This window comes from Streptomyces sp. NPDC092045 (genome assembly GCF_044756005.1).
Taxonomy (GTDB): domain Bacteria; phylum Actinomycetota; class Actinomycetes; order Streptomycetales; family Streptomycetaceae; genus Streptomyces.
Map to the genome: position 1 here is coordinate 246914 of NZ_JBIVSC010000005.1, position 20977 is coordinate 267890.

Genomic DNA, 20977 nt, shown 5'->3' on the forward strand with positions numbered 1-20977 from the left:
CCTCCCCCTCCGTTGCGCCACATCCAACAGCCAAGCCAATTGTGCCCACAGTCGGACGCTATGCACGACACGCGGTCCCCGTCGATGGTTGTGCGGGACCTCGGGTTCAGCGTCCCAGGCGGCCGCGGACCATGCCGACCAGGGTGTTCAGTTCCGTGATCCGCATGCGCTTGGCCGCGACGAAGAAGACTCCGAGGAGCACGGCCCCGCCGACGACCAGGGCGACGAGCGAGCCGAGCGCGCCCTCGCCCAGGAGCTTCAGGAGGCCGAACCCGACGGCACCGGCGACGATCGCGGCGGGCACGGAGGCCATGCAGAGCCGGGCGTAGGTCCGCAGCACGTGGGTGCCGTCCAGGTCGCCGCCCAGCCGGTTGCGGAGCCGGCGCCAGGCGACGCCGACGCCGACCGCGTAGGCGAGGCCGTAGGAGGCGGCCATGCCGACGACGGCCCACTGGGCGGGCAGGAGGACGTAGCAGATCGCCGAGGCCGCCGCGTTGACGGCGGCGACGATGACCGTGTTGTAGAAGGGCGTCCGGGTGTCCTCGTAGGCGTAGAAGCCGCGGAGCACGACGTACTGGACGGAGTAGGGGATCAGGCCGAGGCCGAAGGCCATCAGGATGAAGCCCATGCCCTGGGCGGCCTCGATGCCGCTGGAGGCGTAGAGCAGGGTGCACATCGGGACGCCGAGCGCCAGGAAGGCGAAGGAGACCGGGACGATCGCGACGGCCGAGTTCCGGAGGCCCTGCGAGATGTCGTCGCGGACGGCGCCCGGGTCGTCGTCGTGGGCGGCACGGGAGATGCGCGGCAGCAGCGCGGCCATCACGGAGACGGTGATGATGGCCTGCGGCATGCCCCAGATCAGCTGGGCGTTGGAGTAGGCGAGGAAACCCGCGCCGTTCTTCCCGGACTCCTCGCCCGCGGCGGTGGCGAGCTGGGTGACGACCAGGACGCCCGCCTGGTTGGCCAGGACGAAGAGCACGGTCCACTTGGCGAGCTTGACCGTCTTCCCGAGCCCGTGACCCTTCCAGTCGAAGCGGGGCCGGAAGCGGAAGCCCGTCTCGCGCAGGTACGGGATCATCGCCAGGGCCTGGACGACGAGGCCGAGCAGGGTGCCGATGCCGAGCAGGCGGATGCCCTCGTCCGGAATGGTCTGCACGCCCATCCGGGACTCGGCGGAGGTGCCGTACACCCAGATGAACAGGCCGAAGGTGACGATCATGACGATGTTGTTGAGGACCGGGGTCCACATCATCGCGCCGAACTTGCCGCGGGCGTTGAGGATCTGCCCCATCACCACGTGCACGCCCATGAAGAAGATCGTGGGCAGGCAGTAGCGGGCGAAGGTGACGGCCACGCTGTTGGCCGCCGCGTCGTCGGCGATGGTGTTCGACATGAGCCGGATCAGCAGCGGCGCGGCGAAGACGGCCAGGGCGACGATCACGCCGAGCGCCACCATCACCAGGGTGAGCAGGCGATTGGCGAAGGCCTCGCCGCCGTCCTCGTCGTTCTTCATCGAGCGGACGAGCTGCGGGACGAAGACCGAGTTCAGACCGCCGCCGACGGTGAGGATGTAGATCATCGTCGGCAGGGTGTAGGCGATGGTGAAGGCGTCGCCGAGCAGGGCCGCGCCGAGCGCACCGGTGATCACCAGGCTGCGGACGAAGCCGGTGAGCCGGGAGACCAGCGTGCCGGCCGCCATCACCGCGCTCGACTTGAGCAGTCCGGAGGCACGGCCGGTCTTCTTGGGGGCGGGCGCGGGCAGCGGATCGGGCTCAGGGGTGGGCGGCGGCACCTGGCCGGGCGCCTGCTGGTCCCGGTAGAGGTGCGCGAAGGCGTCCGGCTCGGGCGCCTCCTCGCTCGCCCGGGTCACCAGGTCGTCGACTCCGGTGAACTGGACCGTGCGCGCGTCGTCGCCGTACGGCAGGTGGCGCGAGGGGCCGTCGGGCTCCGGCGCCGGGGTCTGCGCCCACACGCGGGGGTCGGGGGCGTGCGGGGGCACGGCCGGCTGCTGGTAGAGCGCCTGGGGGTCCTGGTAGGTGCCGGGGGGCGGCGGCGGGTGCGCGGCGCGGTCGTAGAGCGCCTCGCTCACCGGGTCCTGCGCGGAGAGGTCCCGCGCCCGGTACGGATCGTGGGCGTAGGCGTCCTGGACGTAGGGGTCCTGGGGATAGGCGCCCTGGGCGTACGGGTCCTGGGCGTAGGGGTCCTGCGCGTACGGGCCCTGCCCGGGCTGCTGTTGCGCCGGGTCGCCCTGCTGAGGGGCCGGCGGGTGGCCGGGACCGGAGGGTGCCGCGGGCGTCCCACCGGACGGCGCGGTGCCGCCCGCGCCCTGGCCGCGGTCACCGTCGTACGGCGCGTTCATGGTTACCCCACCTCATCGTCCCCGGCCGACCGGCCACGACATCGCTCAACGGTCCACTTTCTCACCCGTGGCCGACGGGTCGCCGCTTTCGGGCCCGGTGTCCGGTGTCGGGTCACTCGGCTGCTCGGGTCCGTCCGCGCCGTTTTTCCCCGGCTCCGCGACCGGCCCGTCCGCTCCGGCACCTTCCGACTCCCCGGCCCCGTCGGTCTCTTCGGTCGCCCCGGTGCCTTCGGCCGCTTCGGCTTCCGCGGCCTGGGCCGCCAGTCGCTTGCGCTGGGTGTACATCCGCACGCCGGCGAGGACGAGGAGGAGGACGCCTCCGGCGATCACCAGCATCACCGTGGGGGTGATCTCGGAGACCTTCACGGTGAACGACATCGGCTTCCCGTAGGGAGTGCCGTCCTCGGTGTAGAGCTGGGCCGTCACCGGGACCTGGCCGTTCACGGCGGCCGTGGCGTCGAACTTCACCGACTGGCTGTGCCCGGCGCCGACCTTCACGGGCAGCTCGGCGGTCCGTTCGCCGTTGATCTGCAACCGGTTCCTGTTGTTGGAGACGAGGCGCAGCACCAGGTGGTCCACACCCTGCAGCAGCTTGTTCTGGACGGTGACGGGGATCGTCGCGCTGCGGCCGGAGAGCGTGAGGTCGGACTTGTCGACCAGCTGGACGCTCTTGGTGAGGCGCTGAAGATAGCCCTGGACGTTGTCCCGGTAGATCGCGGCGGCCCTGGTCCGGTCGCGCCAGGACGTCGACATCTCGCGGTTGACCGCGTTGCCGAACGGGGTCACGACGCGGTCCGGGAACGTCAGGACGACCTTGAAGTCGTTCAGCTCGTCCCGGGTGGTCTTCATGTCGCGGAAGGCCTGGACCGGCAGCTCCCGGTCGCGCAGCTTCTTCGGGTACCGCGAGGCGGCGGGCACCGCGGTGGAGGCGTCCGGGTCCGGCTTGGCCGTCGCCGCCGCGACGAGGTCGCTCGGCTGGCTCCAGCGTCGGCCGGAGAGGCCGCGCAGGGCGGTCGCCATCGTCTGCGCCTGGGCGACGGTCGGCACCCGCTGGGGGGCGACCACGACGCTCCGCTGCTTCTCCGGCTGCTCCAGGGTGATCGCGAGCGACTGGGAGAGGAAGTCCTGAACGGCGAGCGTGGAGTTCTCCGAGCGGACCATGTCGCCCTCGAAGGCGGTGGACAGGAGCGCGTCGCTCACCACGGCCGTGGTGCTGCCGTTGCCCAGGGGGCGGGCCGCCGTGGGCGTGTAGGGGAGTTCGTCGCGGACGCTGTCGCTGCGGGCGATCACCTTGTCGGCGCCGGCCGAGGTCGCGACCGCCACGATGGCGGGGTCGACGGCCCCTTCGACGGGCCAGGCGAAGTCGGTGGAGGGCTGCACGTGGAGGACGGTCTCGACCGTCATTCCGGCGAGGGCGGTCGCGGACTGAAGGTGTCCCAGGGAGCCGGGGACGTCCTTGCCACGGTGTGCCAGGGAGGCGAGGTCGGGGTCGGCGAAGGGGAGGGCGACGACCTTGTGCCCCTGCACCGCCTTCTCCAGCGCGCCCAGCCACCGCCCGGCGAGCTCCTTGTGGGTGCCGGGGACGTGCAGGGAGCCGTCCTTGACGCGGTAGCCGTTCGCCATGGCGTCGACGGTGGCCAGCAGGTCGGGATCGATCACCCAGGTGACCGGCAGGTCCTTGCCCAGCGCCACCATCTGGTCGAGGCGCCCGCCCGGACGCAGCTCGGCCGCCAGGGCGTCGTCCTCGAAGACCGGGGTCTGCTGGTCGTCCGTGGCCGTCTCCGCCGAGACGTGGGCCGAGGCGATCAGCGGCCAGAGGTAGGTGAGCTGGGTCTTCTTCTCGGTGGGCTCGGGCTGGTACGGCAGGAAGGTCCGCTCGATGCCGAGCACCCGGGGGTAGGAGCGGTCCGGAGTCTGCCCGGTGAGGGAGACGCCGAGCTGGTAGACGCCCGCCCCGTCGAGTCCGAGGTCGGCGACCGGCACGGAGAGGGAGAAGTCCGCACTGAGGCCGGCGCCCAGCTTGGGGATCTTGGCGGTGGGGGCGTCCGGCACGGGAGCGGGGTCGCTGTCGCCCCGGTAGCCCGTGCGCCCCGTCACCTGTTCGATCTCGCTGCGGCTGGTCATCAGGGGACCGACGCGCAGTTCGACGGAGGCGTCGGTGACGGGCTTCTTGCCCTGGTTGGTGACCGTGCCCGTGAGGGTGACGGTGTCGCCCTCGACGGGGGCGCTCGGTGTCAGGGTGTCGATCGACACGTCGACGGTCTTCGACCCGGTGGCGTCCTCGGCGGTGATCGTCGAAGGGGCGGTGACCGCGGCGGGAGCGGCCGTCGCCGGGGAGGCGGAGACCGGGGCCTGGAGCAGTCCGGCGAGGAGGGGTGCTCCGACGGTGACGCTGAGTGTGCGCCGCAGCCATCGGCGGGCAGGTGAGGGAGCGGTCCCCTTGATGTCTGCCGCCTCGGCCACGCGTTCGCCCGTCCTCGTCGTTGTCTGTGGTGTCGGGGGTTCCCGGTTGCTGTGTCCAGGCATGGTAACGAGGCATGCTGGGAGCAAGTGCCGGGGACTGCTCCAGGCGATCTTCGACCGGCCGCCGGTGCGCGCGGACCGACGCCCCCGCGCCCGGGAAGCGGGGCGGCTCCGCTCCCGGAAAACGAGGACGTCGGGGTGAGCCGGGGCACGTACCCTTTTCTGTTGTGCCGAACGCCAACGAAGACACCCCGACTGCACTGAGCCAGGTGCAACGCCGCGCGGTCAGTGAACTGCTGCGCGTGTCCCCCGCCGCCGACGACCTCGCCCGCCGCTTCGAGGAGGCCGGGTTCAGCCTCGCGCTGGTCGGTGGCTCGGTGCGGGACGCCCTGCTCGGCCGGCTCGGCAACGACCTGGACTTCACCACCGACGCGCGCCCCGAGGACGTACTGAAGATCGTCCGCCCGTGGGCCGACGCCGTGTGGGAGGTCGGCATCGCCTTCGGGACGGTCGGCTGCCAGAAGGACGCCCGCGTCGGGGACACCGTTCAGCGCTTCCAGATCGAGGTCACCACGTACCGCTCGGAGGCGTACGACCGGACCTCGCGCAAGCCCGAGGTCTCCTACGGCGACTCGATCGAGGAGGACCTCGTCCGGCGTGACTTCACCGTCAACGCCATGGCCGTGGCCCTCCCCGCGAAGGAGTTCATCGACCCGTACGGCGGCCTGGAGGACCTGGCCGCCCGGGTGCTGCGGACGCCGGGCACGCCGGAGGAGTCCTTCTCCGACGACCCACTGCGCATGATGCGGGCCGCGCGGTTCGCCGCACAGCTGGACTTCGAGGTCGCCCCCGAGGTCGTCACCGCCATGAAGGAGATGTCCGGCCGGCTGGAGATCGTCTCCGCCGAGCGCATCCGCGAGGAGCTCAACAAGCTCCTCCTCTCGGCGCACCCGCGGAAGGGCCTCGGCCTCCTCGTGGACACCGGCCTCGCCGAGCACGTGCTGCCCGAGCTGCCGGCGCTGCGGCTGGAGAGCGACGAGCACCACCGGCACAAGGACGTCTACGAGCACTCGTTGACCGTGCTCGACCAGGCGATCGACCTGGAGGAGGACGGCCCCGACCTGGTGCTGCGCATCGCGGCCCTGCTGCACGACATCGGCAAGCCGCGCACCCGTCGCTTCGAGAAGGACGGACGGGTCTCCTTCCACCACCACGAAGTCGTGGGCGCGAAGATGACCAAGAAGCGCATGACCGCGCTCAAGTACTCCAACGAGATGATCAAGGACGTTTCGCGTCTCGTGGAGCTGCACCTCCGCTTCCACGGGTACGGGACCGGTGAGTGGACCGACTCGGCCGTCCGCCGCTACGTGCGGGACGCCGGTCCGCTGCTTTCGCGTCTGCACAAGCTGACCCGCTCGGACTGCACCACGCGCAACAAGCGCAAGGCGACCGCGCTCTCCCGCGCCTATGACGGCCTGGAGGAGCGCATCGCCCAGCTCCAGGAGCAGGAGGAGCTGGACGCGATCCGTCCCGACCTCGACGGCAACCAGATCCAGGAGATCCTGGGCATCGGCCCCGGCCCGGCCATCGGCCAGGCGTACAAGTTCCTGCTTGAGCTCCGGCTGGAGAACGGGCCCGTGGAGCACGACCAGGCCGTCGCCGCGCTCAAGGAGTGGTGGGCGACACAGGGCTGAACGGAGCTCGTCGGGTAGGCCGGTGTTTCACGTGAAACACCGGCCCACTCGACTGGTACGTGGCGAGGGGTGGCGTTTCACGTGAAACATCACCCCTCTTCGCGCGCTCCGTACAGGGCCACGGCGATCGATCCGTAGATCACGGCCACCAGGACGATCAGTGGGGCGGAACGCCCGTCGGACGGCAGCATCAGCGCCGCGACCCCTGCTGCGCCGACGAAGGCGACGTTGAAGAGCACGTCGTAGAGCGAGAAGACCCGGCCCCGGTAGGCGTCGTCCACGGACGTCTGCACCACCGTGTCCGTCGCGATCTTGGCCCCTTGGGTGACGAGCCCGAGCAGGAAGGCGGCGACGAGGAAGGGGACGGGGGCGAAGGTCAGGCCGAGCGCCGGTTCGAGCACGGCCGCCATCGCCGTGCACACGGTCATCCAGCCGAAGGGACCGAACCGCCGGATCGCCCACGGGGAGAGGACCGCGGCGACGAAGAAGCCCGCTCCCGAGAGGGCGACGGCGAGCCCGAGGAGGCCGAGGCCCTCGGACTCGGTGGAGCTCCAGGTGTAGCGGCAGAGCATGAGCACGGTGACGAGCAGGGCGCCGTAGCAGAACCGCATGAGCCCGACCGCGGCGAGCGCCCGGAGGGCGGGCCGCCGTTCGGCGAGGTGCCGCAGCCCCTCGGCCAGACCGCGGGCCGTCGACCGCAGCGCCGTGCCGAGGCGCTGGGACACCAGGCCCGGATCGGGCCCGAGGAGCTCCCGGGGTATCCGCAGGGAGGCGAGGGCCGCGCAGAGGTAGAGGACGGCGCCGAAGGTCACCACGGCGGCGTCGGAGCCGTCGGCGAGCAGGCGGACGCCGAAGGCGAGGCCGCCCCCCACGGTCGCGGCGAGGGTGCCGGCGGTGGGGGAGAGCGAGTTCGCCACGACCAGCCGTTCGTCGTCGACGACGCGCGGGAGCGAGGCCGAGAGCCCCGCGAGGACGAAGCGGTTGACGGCCGTGACGGAGAGCGCGGAGGCGTAGAAGAGCCAGTCGGGCACGGAGGCGAGGACGAGCATCGCGGTCCCGCACGCGAGCAGGGCGCGTAGGAGGTTCCCGTACAGGAAGACCTGGCGGCGCTGCCAGCGGTCGAGGAGCACACCGGCGAAGGGCCCCACGAGCGAGTACGGGAGCAGGAGCACCGCCATGGCGGAGGCGATCGCGGTGGGGGAGGTCTGTTTCTCGGGGGAGAAGACGACGTACGTGGCCAGGGCCACCTGGTAGACGCCGTCGGCGCACTGGGAGAGCAGTCGGACGGCGAGCAGGCGGCGGAAGTTCGTCAGGCGCAGGAGTACGCGCAGATCACGTACGACGGACATGGCAGCAAGACTCACACACGAGGAGGGCCCCGGGCAGTGCCCGGGGCCCCCGATCGTCAGGCGTGCGGCGTGATCAGCGCTCGACCTCGCCCTTGATGAACTTCTCGACGTTGGCGAGGGCCTCGTCGTCGAAGTACTGCACCGGCGGGGACTTCATGAAGTACGAGGACGCCGAGAGGATGGGGCCACCGATGCCCCGGTCCTTGGCGATCTTCGCGGCGCGCAGGGCGTCGATGATGACACCGGCCGAGTTCGGGGAGTCCCACACCTCGAGCTTGTACTCCAGGTTCAGCGGAACGTCGCCGAAGGCACGGCCCTCGAGGCGCACGTACGCCCACTTGCGGTCGTCCAGCCAGGCCACGTAGTCCGACGGACCGATGTGGACGTTCTTCTCGCCCAGCTCGCGGTCGGGGATCTGCGAGGTGACGGCCTGCGTCTTGGAGATCTTCTTGGACTCCAGGCGCTCGCGCTCCAGCATGTTCTTGAAGTCCATGTTGCCGCCGACGTTGAGCTGCATGGTGCGCTCGAGACGGACACCGCGGTCCTCGAACAGCTTCGCCATCACGCGGTGCGTGATGGTCGCGCCGACCTGCGACTTGATGTCGTCGCCGACGATCGGGACACCGGCCTCGGTGAACTTGTCCGCCCACTCCTTGGTGCCGGCGATGAAGACCGGGAGGGCGTTGACGAAGGCGACCTTGGCGTCGATGGCGGCCTGCGCGTAAAACTTCGCGGCCTCCTCGGAGCCCACGGGCAGGTAGCAGACGAGAACGTCGACCTGGCGGTCCTTGAGGATCTGGACGACGTCCACCGGCTCCTCGGCGGACTCCTCGATGGTCTGGCGGTAGTACTTGCCGAGGCCGTCGAGGGTGTGGCCGCGCTGGACCGTGACGCCCTTGCTCGGGACGTCGCAGATCTTGATGGTGTTGTTCTCGCTGGCGCCGATGGCGTCGGAGAGGTCGAGGCCGACCTTCTTCGCGTCGACGTCGAAGGCGGCGACGAACTCGACGTCACCGACGTGGTAGTCGCCGAACTGGACGTGCATCAGTCCGGGGACCTTGGCCGCCGGGTCGGCGTCCTTGTAGTACTCGACGCCCTGGACCAGCGAGGCGGCGCAGTTGCCCACGCCGACGATGGCTACGCGAACCGAACCCATTCCGGTTGCTCCCTGTGTGATCGTGTGAAGCCCTGCTGTGCGCGGGATTCACGTGGTGGTGTCGTCGGACGGATCCGGCCGGGTACTGCCCCCGTGCCGGGGCAGGCCGCCCGTTTCTCCAGAATCGTTGTCGTGCAGAGCGGCGGTCCCGGGACCGGATCGTCGATCCCGTCCCGCCCGCTCGCTCTCGATGAGCTCGTTCAGCCAGCGCACTTCGCGCTCCACGGACTCCATGCCGTGGCGCTGCAGCTCAAGCGTGTAGTCGTCGAGGCGCTCGCGCGTCCGGGCCAGAGAGGCGCTCATCTTCTCCAGGCGCTCTTCCAGCCGGCTGCGGCGGCCTTCGAGGACGCGCATCCGCACCTCGCGCTCGGTCTGCCCGAAGAAGGCGAAGCGGGCGGCGAAGTGCTCGTCCTCCCAGGAGTCCGGCCCGGTGTGGGAGAGGAGCTCCTCGAAGTGGTCCTTACCTTCCGGGGTCAGCCGGTAGACGATCTTGGTCCGGCGACCCGCGAGCGACGCGGCGAGGGTGTCCTCGGGAGCGCTGCCCGGTTCCTCGATCAACCAGCCGTTTGCGACCAGCGTCTTGAGGCAGGGGTACAGCGTTCCGTAGCTGAAGGCCCGGAAGACGCCCAGCGAGGTGTTGAGCCGCTTCCGCAGCTCGTATCCGTGCATCGGAGCCTCGCGCAGCAGGCCGAGGACGGCGAATTCGAGGATGCCGGAGCGTCTGCTCATCCGTCGCCTCCTCCTTCCGCCGATGCCCTTATGCCGTGCTGATGTATCGACTCGATACATCAGCACGATAGAACGGTCACTCTGTGGCGACAAGTGGACCCGTCGTGACCGGCGTCACATCCTCAATTCACAGCAGGTGACTTGCCTGATTTGGGGTGAAGTCCGGCTCTAGGTGGTTTTTGGCCGTGCGTAGTCTGTGCGGATGCAGACCACCGGGAACCGAGCGACGCCGTGGGGCGTCAGTGCTGCGGGTGACCGGCTGCGGTACGGGGGGACCTCCGATGGGTCCCGGCCGTGCGCATTTCGGGGGGACCGGAACTCAACTGCCGCTTCCAGGCGTACTCGCCTGCCCGAGGAGTAGTCGTTCGATGAGCGAGCATCGTCGCAAAGCGCCGCAGCAGCAGCCACCGACGGGTGGACGCGCGGCGGCACGGCGCGCTGCCCAGCAGCCGGTGGGCCGCAGGTCGGCCCCGGTTCGAGACGCCGGTACGGAGGCCCCTTCGGCTTCCTACGGGGCGCCTTCCGCCCATGGTGGAGAACAGCGTCCCTACGGCGGACGCGCGGAGGCCCGTCGCGCCGCCCAGCGCGGCAGCCGCAGGAAGGGAGCCGGATCCGGTCCCGGCGGCCCCGGCGGATCCGGTGGCGGCCGACGCGGTGGCGGCGGCGGGGGGCGCGGCCCGGGGGGCGGCCCCGAGGGGCGCGGACCCGGCAAGAAGCGGATCATCGACTATCCGCGCCACGACAAGTACGGCTGGCGGCGCTGGCTGCCCTCGTGGCGGCTCGTGACGGGCACGTTCCTGTTCTTCGCGGTGAGCCTGATGGGCGCGGCGGCCTTCGCGTACTCGCAGGTGGACATCCCCAACGAGGCCGACACCGCGAAGTCGCAGAACAACATCTATCACTGGGCCGACGGCTCCGTCATGGTCGCTACGGGCGACGGCGCCAACCGCCAGATCGTCCCGCTCTCGGGCATCTCGAAGAACATGCAGAACGCGGTGGTCTCGGCGGAGAACAAGACCTTCTGGGACGACTCGGGCATCGACCCGAAGGGCATGGGACGCGCCATCTGGAACATGGCCAAGGGCGGCCAGACCCAGGGCGGTTCGACGATCACCCAGCAGTACGTGAAGAACAACCTCCTCGACGACCAGTCGCAGACCCTCACCCGCAAGGCGAAGGAATTCTTCATCGCCCTGAAGGTCGGCAACGAGGTCGGCAAGGAGAAGGTCATGGCCGGCTACCTGAACACCGCGTACTACGGGCGCGGTGCCTACGGAATCCAGGCGGCCTCCCGGGCCTACTTCAACACGGACGCCGGCAGCCTCAACCCCAGCCAGGCGGCCCTGCTCGCCTCGGTGCTGAAGGGCGCGACGTACTACGACCCGGCCGGCTACCCCGAGATCGACCCCAACGCCACCGCCGAGAAGAACACCGAGCGGGCCACCAAGCGGTGGAAGTGGATCCTCGACGAGATGGAGAAGGACGAGCACATCACGTCCGCGGAGCGGGCGCAGTACACGGAGTTCCCCAAGATCCAGAAGCCCGGCCAGAGCGCCAAGCTGAGCGGTCAGATCGGCTACCTGGTCAGGACCGCCAAGGCGAACATCAAGAGCCAGTTCAACCTCGGCGAGGCGGAGCTGGAGCGCGGCGGCTACGAGATCTACACGACCTTCGACAAGAACAAGGTGGCCGCGCTCGAGAAGTCGGTCAAGAAGGTCTACGACGAGTACATCGACCCCGAGAAGCGACCCACCACGGACACGAACGTCCAGTTCGGCGGCGCCTCCGTCGACACGGCGACCGGCGCGATCGTCGCGCTCTACGGCGGCGTCGACGCCACCAAGCACTTCAACAACAACGCCGACGCCACCGGCGCCATGGTCGGATCGACATTCAAGCCCTTCGTGCTCGCCGCCGCGATGCGGGACGGCGTGCGGGACAAGGAGCTGGAAGCCGAGCAGGACGCCTCCACCCGCACGATCGTGGACCCGGACAAGAGCCTCTACTCCGGCAAGAACAAGCTGGCGGTCCGGAAGTACAACGGCGAGATCTGGCACAACGAGAAGGGCGAGGAGTGGCGCCAGACCAATGACGACAACGCGGACTACGGCAACATGACGCTGCGCGAGGCCATGATCCGTTCCGCCAACTCGCCCTACGTGCAGCTCGGCATGGACGTGGGCATCGGCACGGTCCGCAAGGCAGCCGTGGACGCCGGCCTGCTGGAGAACTCGCTCGTCAAGGGCGAGGTCCCCTCGTTCTCCCTCGGCATCTCCAGCCCGAGCGCCATCCGCATGGCCGGCTCCTACGCCACCTTCGCCAACCAGGGCAAGCAGAACGACCCCTACTCGGTGACGAGGGTGGAGAAGGACGGCGTCGAGCTCCACAAGCACAAGTCGGACACCAAGCTGGCCTTCACCCCGGCCGTCGCCAGCAACGTCACCGATGTGCTCCGCGACGTCGTGGAGAACCCCAAGGGAACCGGCCGCAAGGCGGCGATCCCCGGTCGTGACGTGGCGGGCAAGACCGGTACGACGGACGACAACCTCTCGGCCTGGTTCGTCGGCTACACCGCGCAACTGTCGACCGCGATCGACATGTACCGCTACGACGACGACGACACCAAGAAGGACCGCAAGTTCGAGAAGATGTACGGCACGGGCAACCAGCCGAAGATCCACGGTTCGTCGTTCCCCTCGCGGATCTGGAACGACTACATGACCACGGCCGTCGCGAAGGACCCGAAGGTCAAGTTCCCCAAGCCGGGGACCCTGGAGGACGCCAAGGCCGTCTACGGCGGCGGCGCGTCGAGCCCGACGCCGACGCCGACGATGACCGAGTCGCCGACGGCCACCCCGACGCCGACCGAGACCGTGACGCCGTCGACGACTCCCCCGACCACCCCGTCGACGACTCCTCCCACGCCGACCAGGACGCCGCCGACGAACAAGCCGTCCTGCGACATCTGGGACTGGGACTGCAACCACCCGGGCGACCCGGGCGGCAACACCGGGCAGCCCACGGGCACGCCGACGAACACCGGTGACCCGAACCCGACCGACACGCCGACGGACGACGGAGGCGGCAGGCCGGGCGGGAACAGGCCCGGAGGCGGGGCCTGGGTGCCGTAGGGCACGTGGGGGAAGTCCCGCCGCCCCGCCCGGGGCACTCCTCGGGGGCCGCCGCGGCCGCTCTGTACCTTCCGTACGGATCCGGCCGCGGCGGCCCCCGCCGTTTTCCCGGAGACGTACGGCAGGATGTCCCCCATGCCGAGCCTCCAGAAGTCGAGCGCGCCGCGGGAGCGCTCGCAGACGGTCATCCCCACCCACCGGGACGAGGTGGCCGAAGCGGGCAGCGAACTGATCGGCGGTCCCTACGGACGCCGGGCCCTGCCCGGCACCGGACGGCTGTCCCCGGTGCGGGTGGTCGCCCTCGTGGCCATCGGCATGTTCGCCCTGGGCATGGTGCAGAAGCTGCCCTGCTACAACTGGGCCTGGTTCCGGGGGACGACCTCCCAGTACACGCACGCCTGTTATTCGGACATCCCGCACCTCTTCTCCGGGCGGGGCTTCGCGGACGGCCTGGTCCCCTACTTCGACCGGCTGCCCGGCGGCATACCGTTCCTGGAGTACCCCGTCCTGACCGGGCTCTTCATGGAGGTCGCGGCCTGGATGACACCGGGCGGCGACACGACGGAACGCGAGCAGACGTACTGGCTGGTCAACGCGGGCCTGTTGATGGTCTGCGCGGCCGTCCTCGCGGTCTGCGTGGCCCGGACGCACCGCCGGCGTCCCTGGGACGGGCTCCTGGTCGCCCTCGCGCCCTCGCTGGCGCTCACGGCCACGATCAACTGGGACCTGCTCGCCGTCGCGCTGACCGCCGCCGCCGTCCTGATGTGGGCGCGGAGCCGGCCGCTGGCCTTCGGGGTCCTGCTGGGCCTCGCCACGGCCGCCAAGCTCTACCCGGTCCTGCTGCTCCTCCCGCTGCTGCTGCTCTGCTGGCGCGCCGGGAAGTGGCGGGCGTACGGGGCCGCGGTGCTCGGCTTCGCGGGGGCCTGGCTGGTCGTGAACCTGCCGGTGATGCTGCTCGCGCCGGAGGGGTGGAAGCAGTTCTACCTCTTCAGCAGGCAGCGGAACGTCGACTTCGGTTCGGTCTGGCTGCTCGTCAGCCAGCGCACGGGCACCACGATCACGCCCGACCGGGCCAACCTGTACGCGCTGCTGCTGATGGGCATGGCCGTGATCGCCCTCGCCTACCTGGCGTTCATGGCCCCCCGCAGGCCCCGCTTCGTCCAGCTGGCCTTCCTGGCCGTCGCCGCGTTCGTCCTCGTCAACAAGGTCTACTCGCCGCAGTACGTGCTGTGGCTGGTCCCGCTGGCGGTGCTCGCCCGGCCGCGCTGGCGCGACTTCCTGATCTGGCAGGCGTGCGAGGTCGTGTACTTCCTGGGCGTCTGGATGTACCTGGCGTTCACGATGGGCGGCAACAAGCAGGGCCTGCCGGCGGACGGCTACCAGTTCACGATCGTCCTGCACCTGCTCGGCACCCTGTACCTGTGCGCGGTGGTCGTGCGCGATGTCCTGGCGCCCGAGAAGGACCCGGTCCGGCAGGACGGCTCGGACGACCCCTCGGGGGGCGTCCTGGACGACGCGGAGGACGTCTTCGTGGCGGGCGGCGCGGGGCACGCCGCGCCGGCCTCCGAGGAGGCGCAGCGGGTGCGGTGGGGCGCTCCGGAGGAGCAGGCCTCCCGGGGCTGAACGGCCGTCGACGGTCCGGGGCTCCCGGAGCCCCGGACCGGGTGGTCAGCGTTCGACGAGCCGGTCGAACTGCGTCGTGGTGTGGCGCAGGTGCGCCACGAGCTCGTCGCCGACCCGGGGCTCCTGGGCGTCGGCGGGCACGAACAGGATCGACACCTGCATGTGCGGCGGCTCGGCGAACCAGCGCTGCTTCCCCGCCCACACGAACGGCGACAGGTTCCGGTTGACGGTGGCGAGGCCGGCCCGCGCCACGCCCTTGGCGCGCGGCATGACGCCGTGCATCGCCTTGGGCGCCTCCAGGCCCACGCCGTGCGAGGTGCCGCCGGCGACGACGACCAGCCAGCCGTCCGACGCGGCCTTCTGCTGGCGGTAGCCGAACCGGTCGCCCTTGGCGACCCGGGTCACGTCGAGGACCGCGCCCCGGTACTCCGTGGCCTCGTAGTCGCCCAGCCAGAGCCGGGTGCCGATGCGGGCCCGGAAACGCGTCTGCGGGAACTGCTGCTGGAGCCGGGCCTGCTCCTCGGCGCGCAGGTGGCTCACGAACATGGTGTGCAGCGGCAGCCGGGCGTTCCGCAGCCGGTCCATCCAGGCGATGACCTCCTCGACGGCGTCGGTGCCGTCCGGGCGGTCCAGCGGGAGGTGGAGGGCGAAGCCCTCCAGGCGCACGTCCTCGATGGCGGCGTGGAGCTGGTGGAGCTCCTCCTCGCGGACGCCGTGCCGCTTCATCGAGCTCATGCACTCGATCACGACCCGGGCGCCCACCAGGGCGTGGACGCCGTCCACGGAGGACACGGAGCGCACCACCCGGTCGGGCAGCGGAACCGGTTCCTCGCCCCGGCGGAAGGGGGTGAGGACCAGCAGGTCGCCGCTGAACCAGTCCTTGATGCTCGCGGCCTCGTACGTGGTGCCCACGGCGAGCATGTCGGCGCCGAACCGGGCCGCCTCGTCCGCGAGCCGCTCGTGCCCGAAGCCGTAGCCGTTGCCCTTGCAGACGGGGATGAGACCGGGGAACTGGTCGATGACCGACTTCTGGTGCGCCCGCCAGCGAGCGGTGTCGACGTACAGGGAGAGCGCCATGGCCGGCCCGGAACCTTTCTGGTGGCTGCGGTGTGTCGCGGAGGTGTCAGGTGACTACGAGGGTACGGAACCGGGGGCGGGGCGTCCTGGGCCGCACCGCCCCGTGTCCGTCAGCGTCGGGACATGTACATGTCGAGCGCCTTGTGCAGCAGCTTGTTCAGCGGGAAGTCCCACTCGCCGACGTACTCGACGGCCTCGCCGCCCGTGCCGACCTTGAACTGGATGAGGCCGAAGAGGTGGTCGGTCTCGTCGAGCGAGTCCGAGATGCCCCGCAGGTCGTAGACGGTCGCGCCCATCGCGTAGGCGTCGCGCAGCATCCGCCACTGCATCGCGTTCGAGGGCCGGACCTCGCGCCCGATGTTGTCGGAGGCGCCGTAGGAGTACCAGACGTGCCCGCCGACGACGAGCATGGTCGCGGCGGAGAGGTTCACCCCGTTGTGGCGGGCGAAGTACAGCCGCATGCGGTTGGGGTCCTCGCTGTTGAGGACGGTCCACATGCGCTGGAAGTACGAGAGCGGGCGCGGCCGGAAGTGGTCGCGGACGGCCGTGATCTCGTACAGCCGCTGCCACTCGGCCAGGTCCTCGTAGCCGCCCTGGACGACCTCGACGCCGGCCTTCTCGGCCTTCTTGATGTTGCGGCGCCAGAGCTGGTTGAAGCCCTTGAGGACGTCGTCGAGCGAACGGTTCGCGAGGGGGACCTGGAAGACGTAGCGGGGCTGCACGTCGCCGAAGCCGGCGCCGCCGTCCTCGCCCTGCTGCCAGCCCATCTTCCGCAGCCGGTCCGCGACCTCGAAGGCGCGCGGCTCGATGTGGCTGGCCTCGACGTCCTTGAGGCGCTTGACGTCCGGGTTCTGGATGCCGGACTTGATGGCGGCCGAGTCCCAGCGGCGGATGACGACCGGCGGGCCCATCTTCACCGAGAAGGCGCCCTGCTGCTTGAGGTGCGCCAGCATCGGCTGCAGCCAGTCGTCGAGGTTGGGCGCGTACCAGTTGATGACCGGGCCCTCGGGCAGGTAGGCCAGGTACCGCTTGATCTTCGGGAGCTGGCGGTAGAGCACCAGGCCGGCGCCGACGAGCTCGCCGTCCTTGTCGAACCAGCCGAGGTTCTCCGAGCGCCACTCGGTCTTCACGTCAGCCCACGCCGGGACCTGGCAGTGGCTCGCCGCGGGCTGGCTCTGGATGTACGCCAGATGCTGCTCACGGCTGATGGTCCTCAGGGTCAGGCTCATGCGGGGCGCTCCTCGGCAGGTGTGTCCCCATCGGTCAGGGGCTCCGGCTCTCGCGCCGAAGCCTACTGTGACCCGGGAGCGCCCCGTATGTCTGTACGGGCCCTGACGTGCCGGGGGCCTCGTCCGATCGGCCCTGGGCGTCGGCCGGACGGGTCCGGTTCCGCCGGGCGGTCCTCCCGGGCCGCCCGGCGGCTTTCCGGGGCCGGGGGCCGGCCCCTTTCCGGTCCGGAGCCGGCCTTACGGACCGGATTCGGCCTTCCGGGGCCCGCGATCGGCCTTCCGGGGCCCGCGGTCAGCCGAAGAGGCCGCCGTGGGCCATGCCGAGGTAGAAGCCGACCGCCGCCGCGCCGAGGCCGACGATCAGGAGGAAGCGCTCGCGGGTCGTCGCGGAGATGAACTGGCCGTATCCGCCGGTCAGGATCCCCACCAGGCCCGCCCACGAGCTGAGCAGGTGGAGGCTGTGGAACTGCGCGGTGACGAAGGCGAGGACGCCGAGCACCAGCGTCACGCCGACCAGGGTGTCCTGGAGCGGGTGGGGCTTGCCGTCGGTGGCGAAGAGGGAGTGGCCGGGGTCGCGTCGCATTGCCTGTGCCATGGGGCACCTCCTGGCGTGCTTGCCGGAAGGCGGCGCATCGTAGCGCCGCCGACATCCGTTGTGTACAGATTGCGTCCCTTCACCAGGGAATTTCAACCGGAAGCGGTTGTGCGGGTACGCTGTACGGTCTGCACCGGTGTCTGCCCAGTTCCCTCCCGGGATCCCGGCCGTGCTCCTCGTCCGACGCGTTCGGCGAGGGGGACTGTCAGTGGCGGCGGATACCGTTGTTCACGCATCACGACCCTCCTGCCACGGAACGACCGTGGCCGCTGAGTCCAAAGGAGGTGGGTTCCACATGCGTCACTACGAGGTGATGGTCATCCTCGACCCCGATCTCGAGGAGCGCGCTGTCTCCCCGCTGATCGAGAACTTCCTCTCCGTCGTCCGTGAGGGCAACGGAAAGGTCGAGAAGGTCGACACCTGGGGCCGTCGTCGTCTCGCCTACGAGATCAAGAAGAAGCCCGAGGGCATCTACTCGGTCATCGACCTGCAGGCCGAGCCTGCGGTCGTCAAGGAGCTCGACCGCCAGCTCAACCTGAACGAGTCGGTCCTCCGGACCAAGGTCCTCCGCCCCGAGACCCACTGAGCTTTTCCCGCTCAGAGGTCATCGGGTTCGAGTAGCAACACAGCAGCCAGAAGCAATCCCGCCGAGAGGTTCCCCCATGGCAGGCGAGACCGTCATCACGGTCGTCGGCAATCTTGTCGACGACCCCGAGCTGCGCTTCACCCCGTCCGGTGCGGCGGTCGCGAAGTTCCGTATCGCGTCCACCCCCCGCACCTTCGACCGCCAGACCAACGAGTGGAAGGACGGCGAGAGCCTCTTCCTCACCTGCTCGGTCTGGCGTCAGGCGGCGGAGAACGTCGCCGAGTCGCTCCAGCGAGGCATGCGCGTCGTCGTGCAGGGCCGGCTGAAGCAGCGGTCCTACGAGGACCGTGAGGGCGTCAAGCGCACGGTCTACGAGCTGGACGTCGAGGAAGTCGGCCCCAGCCTCAAGAACGCCACGGCCAAGGTCACCAAGACCACCGGTCGCGGCGGCCAGGGCGGATACGGCGGCGGTGGTGGCCAGCAGGGCGGCGGCGGTGGCGGCTGGGGTGGAAACTCCGGCGGCGGCCAGCAGGGCGGCGGCGGTGCTCCCGCCGACGACCCGTGGGCGACCGGTGCTCCCTCCGGCGGCGGCCAGCAGGCCGGCGGCGGTGGCGGCGGTGGCGGCTGGGGTGGAAACTCCGGCGGCGGCTACTCGGACGAGCCCCCCTTCTAGGGCACGCCCTCGAAGCAGCTCGTACCCAAAACTTCTTGATCACACAGGAGAAACACCATGGCGAAGCCGCCTGTGCGCAAGCCTAAGAAGAAGGTCTGCGCGTTCTGCAAGGACAAGACCGCGTACGTGGACTACAAGGACACGAACATGCTGCGGAAGTTCATTTCCGACCGCGGCAAGATCCGTGCCCGCCGCGTGACCGGCAACTGCACGCAGCACCAGCGTGACGTCGCCACGGCCGTCAAGAACAGCCGTGAGATGGCGCTGCTGCCCTACACGTCCACCGCGCGATAAGGAAAGGGTGACCGACTAATGAAGATCATCCTGACCCACGAGGTTTCTGGCCTCGGTGCCGCCGGCGACGTCGTCGACGTCAAGGACGGCTACGCTCGCAACTACCTGGTCCCGCGTGGTTTCGCGATCCGCTGGACCAAGGGTGGCGAGAAGGACGTGGCGCAGATCCGCCGCGCCCGCAAGATCCACGAGATCGCGACCATCGAGCAGGCCAACGAGATCAAGGCCCAGCTCGAGGGCACGAAGGTGCGCCTGGCCGTTCGCTCCGGCGACGCCGGCCGTCTCTTCGGCTCCGTGACCCCGGCCGACATCGCCTCGGCGATCAAGACCGCGGGTGGCCCGGACGTCGACAAGCGTCGCGTCGAGCTCGGTTCGCCGATCAAGACCCTGGGCTCGCACCAGGTGTCCGTGCGTCTGCACCCCGAGGTTGCCGCGAAGCTCGGCGTCGAGGTCGTCGCCGCGTAACGCTGCCCCCGGCAGTGCTTGTACATGTACGTGTGCAGGAAGGAAGGGCCGCACCCCCCGGGGTGCGGCCCTTCCGCCGTTTCACGTGAAACGAGCGGTACGGAGCCGGAAGCCGGCGGTTGGCCGCAGGCTCGTGGTCCGGGTGGTCAGCGGGTGGCGCCCGTGACGATCCAGCGGCCCGAGCGGGAGCGGAACCACAGCGTCAGCATCCGGACCGACATCATCAGTGCCATCGCCCACCACACCGCCGTGAGCCCACCGCCGAGAACCGGGACCAGAAGGGCGACCGGGGCGAAGACGGCGAGGGTCAGCAGCATGGCCCAGGCCAGGAAGGGGCCGTCGCCCGCGCCCATCAGGACACCGTCGAGAACGAAGACCACCCCGGCGATCGGCTGCGAGACCGCGACCACGAGCAGGGCCGGGAGCAGGGCGTCCTGGACCGCGGTGTCACCGGTGAAGAGCGGGACGAACAAGGGGCGGGCGACGACCAGGAGCGCGCCGAGCACCACTCCGGAGACCACGCCCCACTGGACCATGCGGCGGCAGACCTGCCGGGCGCCGTCCGGATCGTCCGCGCCGAGGTACCGGCCGATGATGGCCTGGCCCGCGATGGCGATCGCGTCCAGGGCGAAGGCCATCAGGCTCCACAGGGACAGGATGATCTGGTGCGCGGCGACCTCCGTGTCCCCCAGCCGGGCCGCGACGGCCGTGGCGATCATCAGGACGGCCCGGAGCGAGAGCGTACGGACGAGGAGCGGGACGCCGGCCCGGGCGGACGCCCGGATGCCGGAGGCGTCGGGGCGCAGGGAGGCGCCGTGGCGGCGGGCCCCCCGCACGACCACGGCGAGGTACGCGGCGGCCATGCCGCACTGGGCGATGACCGTGCCCCAGGCGGAGCCCGCGATGCCGAGCCCGGCCCCGTAGACCAGGCCGATGTTGAGCGCGCCGTTGGCCGCGAAGCCGCCGATCGCCACGTAGAGCGGGGTACGGGTGTCCTGGAGGCCGCGCAGGACGCCGGTGGCGGCCAGGACCACCAGCATGGCCGGGATGCCGAGGCTGGAGATCCGTAGGTAGGTGACGGCGTGGGGGGCGGCGGTGTCGGAGGCGCCGAAGACGCCGACGAGCCAGGGCGCGGTGGGCAGGGTGAGGGCGACGACGGCGGCTCCGAGCAGGAGGGCGAGCCAGATGCCGTCCATGCCCTGTCGGAGGGCGGCCGGCAGGTCGCCCGCGCCCACGCGCCGGGCGACGGCCGCCGTGGTGGCGTAGGCGAGGAAGACGAAGACGCTGACGGCGGTGGAGAGCAGCGCCGCGGCGATCGCGAGACCCGCGAGCTGGGGCGTGCCGAGGTGGCCGACGACGGCGCTGTCGACCATGAGGAAGAGCGGCTCGGCGACGAGGGCGCCGAAGGCCGGCAGGGCGAGGGAGACGATCTCGCGGTCGTGCTGACGGCGGACGGCCTTGGAGGTCGGAGGAGCCTGGCTCATGCAAGCAATCTAATCTTCCACAGGTAAGAGATACAAGAGGAGTGAGACCCTTACCTGTGGAAGACGGAGG

Annotated in this window: 16 protein-coding genes; 7 read left to right on the forward strand and 9 right to left on the reverse strand. The window is 70.3% G+C overall.

Annotation, left to right across the window (positions count from 1 at the left end):
- Nucleotides 1-106 precede the first annotated feature (106 nt).
- Together murJ and ACIQKA_RS16965 are read right to left on the reverse strand one after the other, a co-directional pair.
- Entirely contained in the window at nt 107-2359 is a 2253-nt protein-coding gene (gene murJ / locus ACIQKA_RS16960; RefSeq protein ID WP_383151703.1) for a murein biosynthesis integral membrane protein MurJ, read from the reverse strand.
- Nucleotides 2360-2404: 45 nt separating this feature from the next.
- Entirely contained in the window at nt 2405-4822 is a 2418-nt protein-coding gene (locus ACIQKA_RS16965; RefSeq protein WP_402541389.1) for a DUF6049 family protein, read from the reverse strand.
- A gap of 227 nt (nt 4823-5049) precedes the next feature.
- Here ACIQKA_RS16965 and ACIQKA_RS16970 point away from each other — a divergent pair, with 227 nt between their 5' ends.
- Entirely contained in the window at nt 5050-6516 is a 1467-nt protein-coding gene (locus ACIQKA_RS16970; RefSeq protein WP_391096659.1) for a CCA tRNA nucleotidyltransferase, read from the forward strand.
- An 89-nt stretch (nt 6517-6605) separates the two neighbouring features.
- Here ACIQKA_RS16970 and ACIQKA_RS16975 read toward each other — a convergent pair whose 3' ends face one another.
- From ACIQKA_RS16975 to ACIQKA_RS16985, 3 genes are all read right to left on the reverse strand, one after another.
- Nucleotides 6606-7865 (reverse strand): MFS transporter, encoded by a 1260-nt coding sequence (locus ACIQKA_RS16975; RefSeq protein WP_402541390.1) that lies wholly within the window; start codon nt 7863-7865, stop codon nt 6606-6608.
- A 73-nt stretch (nt 7866-7938) separates the two neighbouring features.
- Entirely contained in the window at nt 7939-9021 is a 1083-nt protein-coding gene (locus ACIQKA_RS16980) for an inositol-3-phosphate synthase (RefSeq protein WP_383149516.1), read from the reverse strand.
- 48 nt (nt 9022-9069) lie between these two features.
- The gene (locus ACIQKA_RS16985) at nt 9070-9750 is read right to left on the reverse strand and encodes a helix-turn-helix transcriptional regulator (RefSeq protein WP_383149514.1); all 681 of its coding nucleotides are present in this window, start codon (nt 9748-9750) and stop codon (nt 9070-9072) included.
- 368 nt (nt 9751-10118) lie between these two features.
- Between ACIQKA_RS16985 and ACIQKA_RS16990 the strand changes: the two genes are divergently transcribed.
- On the forward strand, nt 10119-12881 hold the full coding sequence (locus ACIQKA_RS16990) for a transglycosylase domain-containing protein (RefSeq protein WP_402541391.1): 2763 nt from the start codon (nt 10119-10121) through the stop codon (nt 12879-12881).
- 135 nt (nt 12882-13016) lie between these two features.
- Nucleotides 13017-14504 carry a glycosyltransferase family 87 protein gene (locus ACIQKA_RS16995; RefSeq protein WP_402541392.1) on the forward strand — a complete coding sequence of 496 codons (1488 nt, stop codon included), beginning with the start codon at nt 13017-13019 and terminating at the stop codon, nt 14502-14504.
- A 45-nt stretch (nt 14505-14549) separates the two neighbouring features.
- Here ACIQKA_RS16995 and ACIQKA_RS17000 read toward each other — a convergent pair whose 3' ends face one another.
- The 3 genes from ACIQKA_RS17000 to ACIQKA_RS17010 form a co-directional block, all read right to left on the reverse strand.
- Complete coding sequence (locus tag ACIQKA_RS17000) at nt 14550-15581, reverse strand: alanine racemase (RefSeq protein ID WP_402541393.1); 1032 nt, start codon at nt 15579-15581, stop codon at nt 14550-14552.
- Nucleotides 15582-15691: 110 nt separating this feature from the next.
- Nucleotides 15692-16810, reverse strand: coding sequence for a lipid II:glycine glycyltransferase FemX (locus ACIQKA_RS17005; RefSeq protein WP_383149508.1), 1119 nt, complete (start codon nt 16808-16810; stop codon nt 15692-15694).
- 292 nt (nt 16811-17102) lie between these two features.
- A complete protein-coding gene (locus ACIQKA_RS17010; protein WP_383149507.1) occupies nt 17103-17405 on the reverse strand; it encodes a hypothetical protein in 303 nt (100 codons plus the stop codon).
- A 295-nt stretch (nt 17406-17700) separates the two neighbouring features.
- On the opposite strand from ACIQKA_RS17010, the gene rpsF reads away from it, so the two are divergent.
- From rpsF to rplI, 4 genes are all read left to right on the forward strand, one after another.
- On the forward strand, nt 17701-17991 hold the full coding sequence (rpsF, locus tag ACIQKA_RS17015) for a 30S ribosomal protein S6 (RefSeq protein ID WP_015034882.1): 291 nt from the start codon (nt 17701-17703) through the stop codon (nt 17989-17991).
- 76 nt (nt 17992-18067) lie between these two features.
- Nucleotides 18068-18664, forward strand: a complete 597-nt coding sequence (locus ACIQKA_RS17020; RefSeq protein WP_383149505.1) for a single-stranded DNA-binding protein — start codon at nt 18068-18070, stop codon at nt 18662-18664.
- 57 nt (nt 18665-18721) lie between these two features.
- Entirely contained in the window at nt 18722-18958 is a 237-nt protein-coding gene (gene rpsR / locus ACIQKA_RS17025) for a 30S ribosomal protein S18 (RefSeq protein WP_005315025.1), read from the forward strand.
- Nucleotides 18959-18976: 18 nt separating this feature from the next.
- Entirely contained in the window at nt 18977-19423 is a 447-nt protein-coding gene (gene rplI / locus ACIQKA_RS17030; protein ID WP_053640001.1) for a 50S ribosomal protein L9, read from the forward strand.
- Between the two features lie 146 nt (nt 19424-19569).
- Here the strand turns inward: rplI and ACIQKA_RS17035 are convergent, their stop codons facing one another.
- On the reverse strand, nt 19570-20907 hold the full coding sequence (locus ACIQKA_RS17035) for an MATE family efflux transporter (RefSeq protein ID WP_402541394.1): 1338 nt from the start codon (nt 20905-20907) through the stop codon (nt 19570-19572).
- Nucleotides 20908-20977: the final 70 nt, after the last annotated feature.

Bases quoted from the DNA above. Each gene is read 5' to 3' on its own strand.
- murJ (WP_383151703.1), bottom strand. From the start codon at position 2,359: ATGAACGCGCCGTACGACGGTGACCGCGGCCAGGGCGCGGGCGGCACC.
- ACIQKA_RS16975 (WP_402541390.1), bottom strand. From the start codon at position 7,865: ATGTCCGTCGTACGTGATCTGCGCGTACTCCTGCGCCTGACGAACTTC.
- ACIQKA_RS16980 (WP_383149516.1), bottom strand. From the start codon at position 9,021: ATGGGTTCGGTTCGCGTAGCCATCGTCGGCGTGGGCAACTGCGCCGCC.
- ACIQKA_RS16985 (WP_383149514.1), bottom strand. From the start codon at position 9,750: ATGAGCAGACGCTCCGGCATCCTCGAATTCGCCGTCCTCGGCCTGCTG.
- ACIQKA_RS16990 (WP_402541391.1), top strand. From the start codon at position 10,119: ATGAGCGAGCATCGTCGCAAAGCGCCGCAGCAGCAGCCACCGACGGGT.
- ACIQKA_RS16995 (WP_402541392.1), top strand. From the start codon at position 13,017: ATGCCGAGCCTCCAGAAGTCGAGCGCGCCGCGGGAGCGCTCGCAGACG.
- ACIQKA_RS17000 (WP_402541393.1), bottom strand. From the start codon at position 15,581: ATGGCGCTCTCCCTGTACGTCGACACCGCTCGCTGGCGGGCGCACCAG.
- ACIQKA_RS17005 (WP_383149508.1), bottom strand. From the start codon at position 16,810: ATGAGCCTGACCCTGAGGACCATCAGCCGTGAGCAGCATCTGGCGTAC.
- ACIQKA_RS17010 (WP_383149507.1), bottom strand. From the start codon at position 17,405: ATGGCACAGGCAATGCGACGCGACCCCGGCCACTCCCTCTTCGCCACC.
- rpsF (WP_015034882.1), top strand. From the start codon at position 17,701: ATGCGTCACTACGAGGTGATGGTCATCCTCGACCCCGATCTCGAGGAG.
- ACIQKA_RS17020 (WP_383149505.1), top strand. From the start codon at position 18,068: ATGGCAGGCGAGACCGTCATCACGGTCGTCGGCAATCTTGTCGACGAC.
- rpsR (WP_005315025.1), top strand. From the start codon at position 18,722: ATGGCGAAGCCGCCTGTGCGCAAGCCTAAGAAGAAGGTCTGCGCGTTC.
- rplI (WP_053640001.1), top strand. From the start codon at position 18,977: ATGAAGATCATCCTGACCCACGAGGTTTCTGGCCTCGGTGCCGCCGGC.
- ACIQKA_RS17035 (WP_402541394.1), bottom strand. From the start codon at position 20,907: ATGAGCCAGGCTCCTCCGACCTCCAAGGCCGTCCGCCGTCAGCACGAC.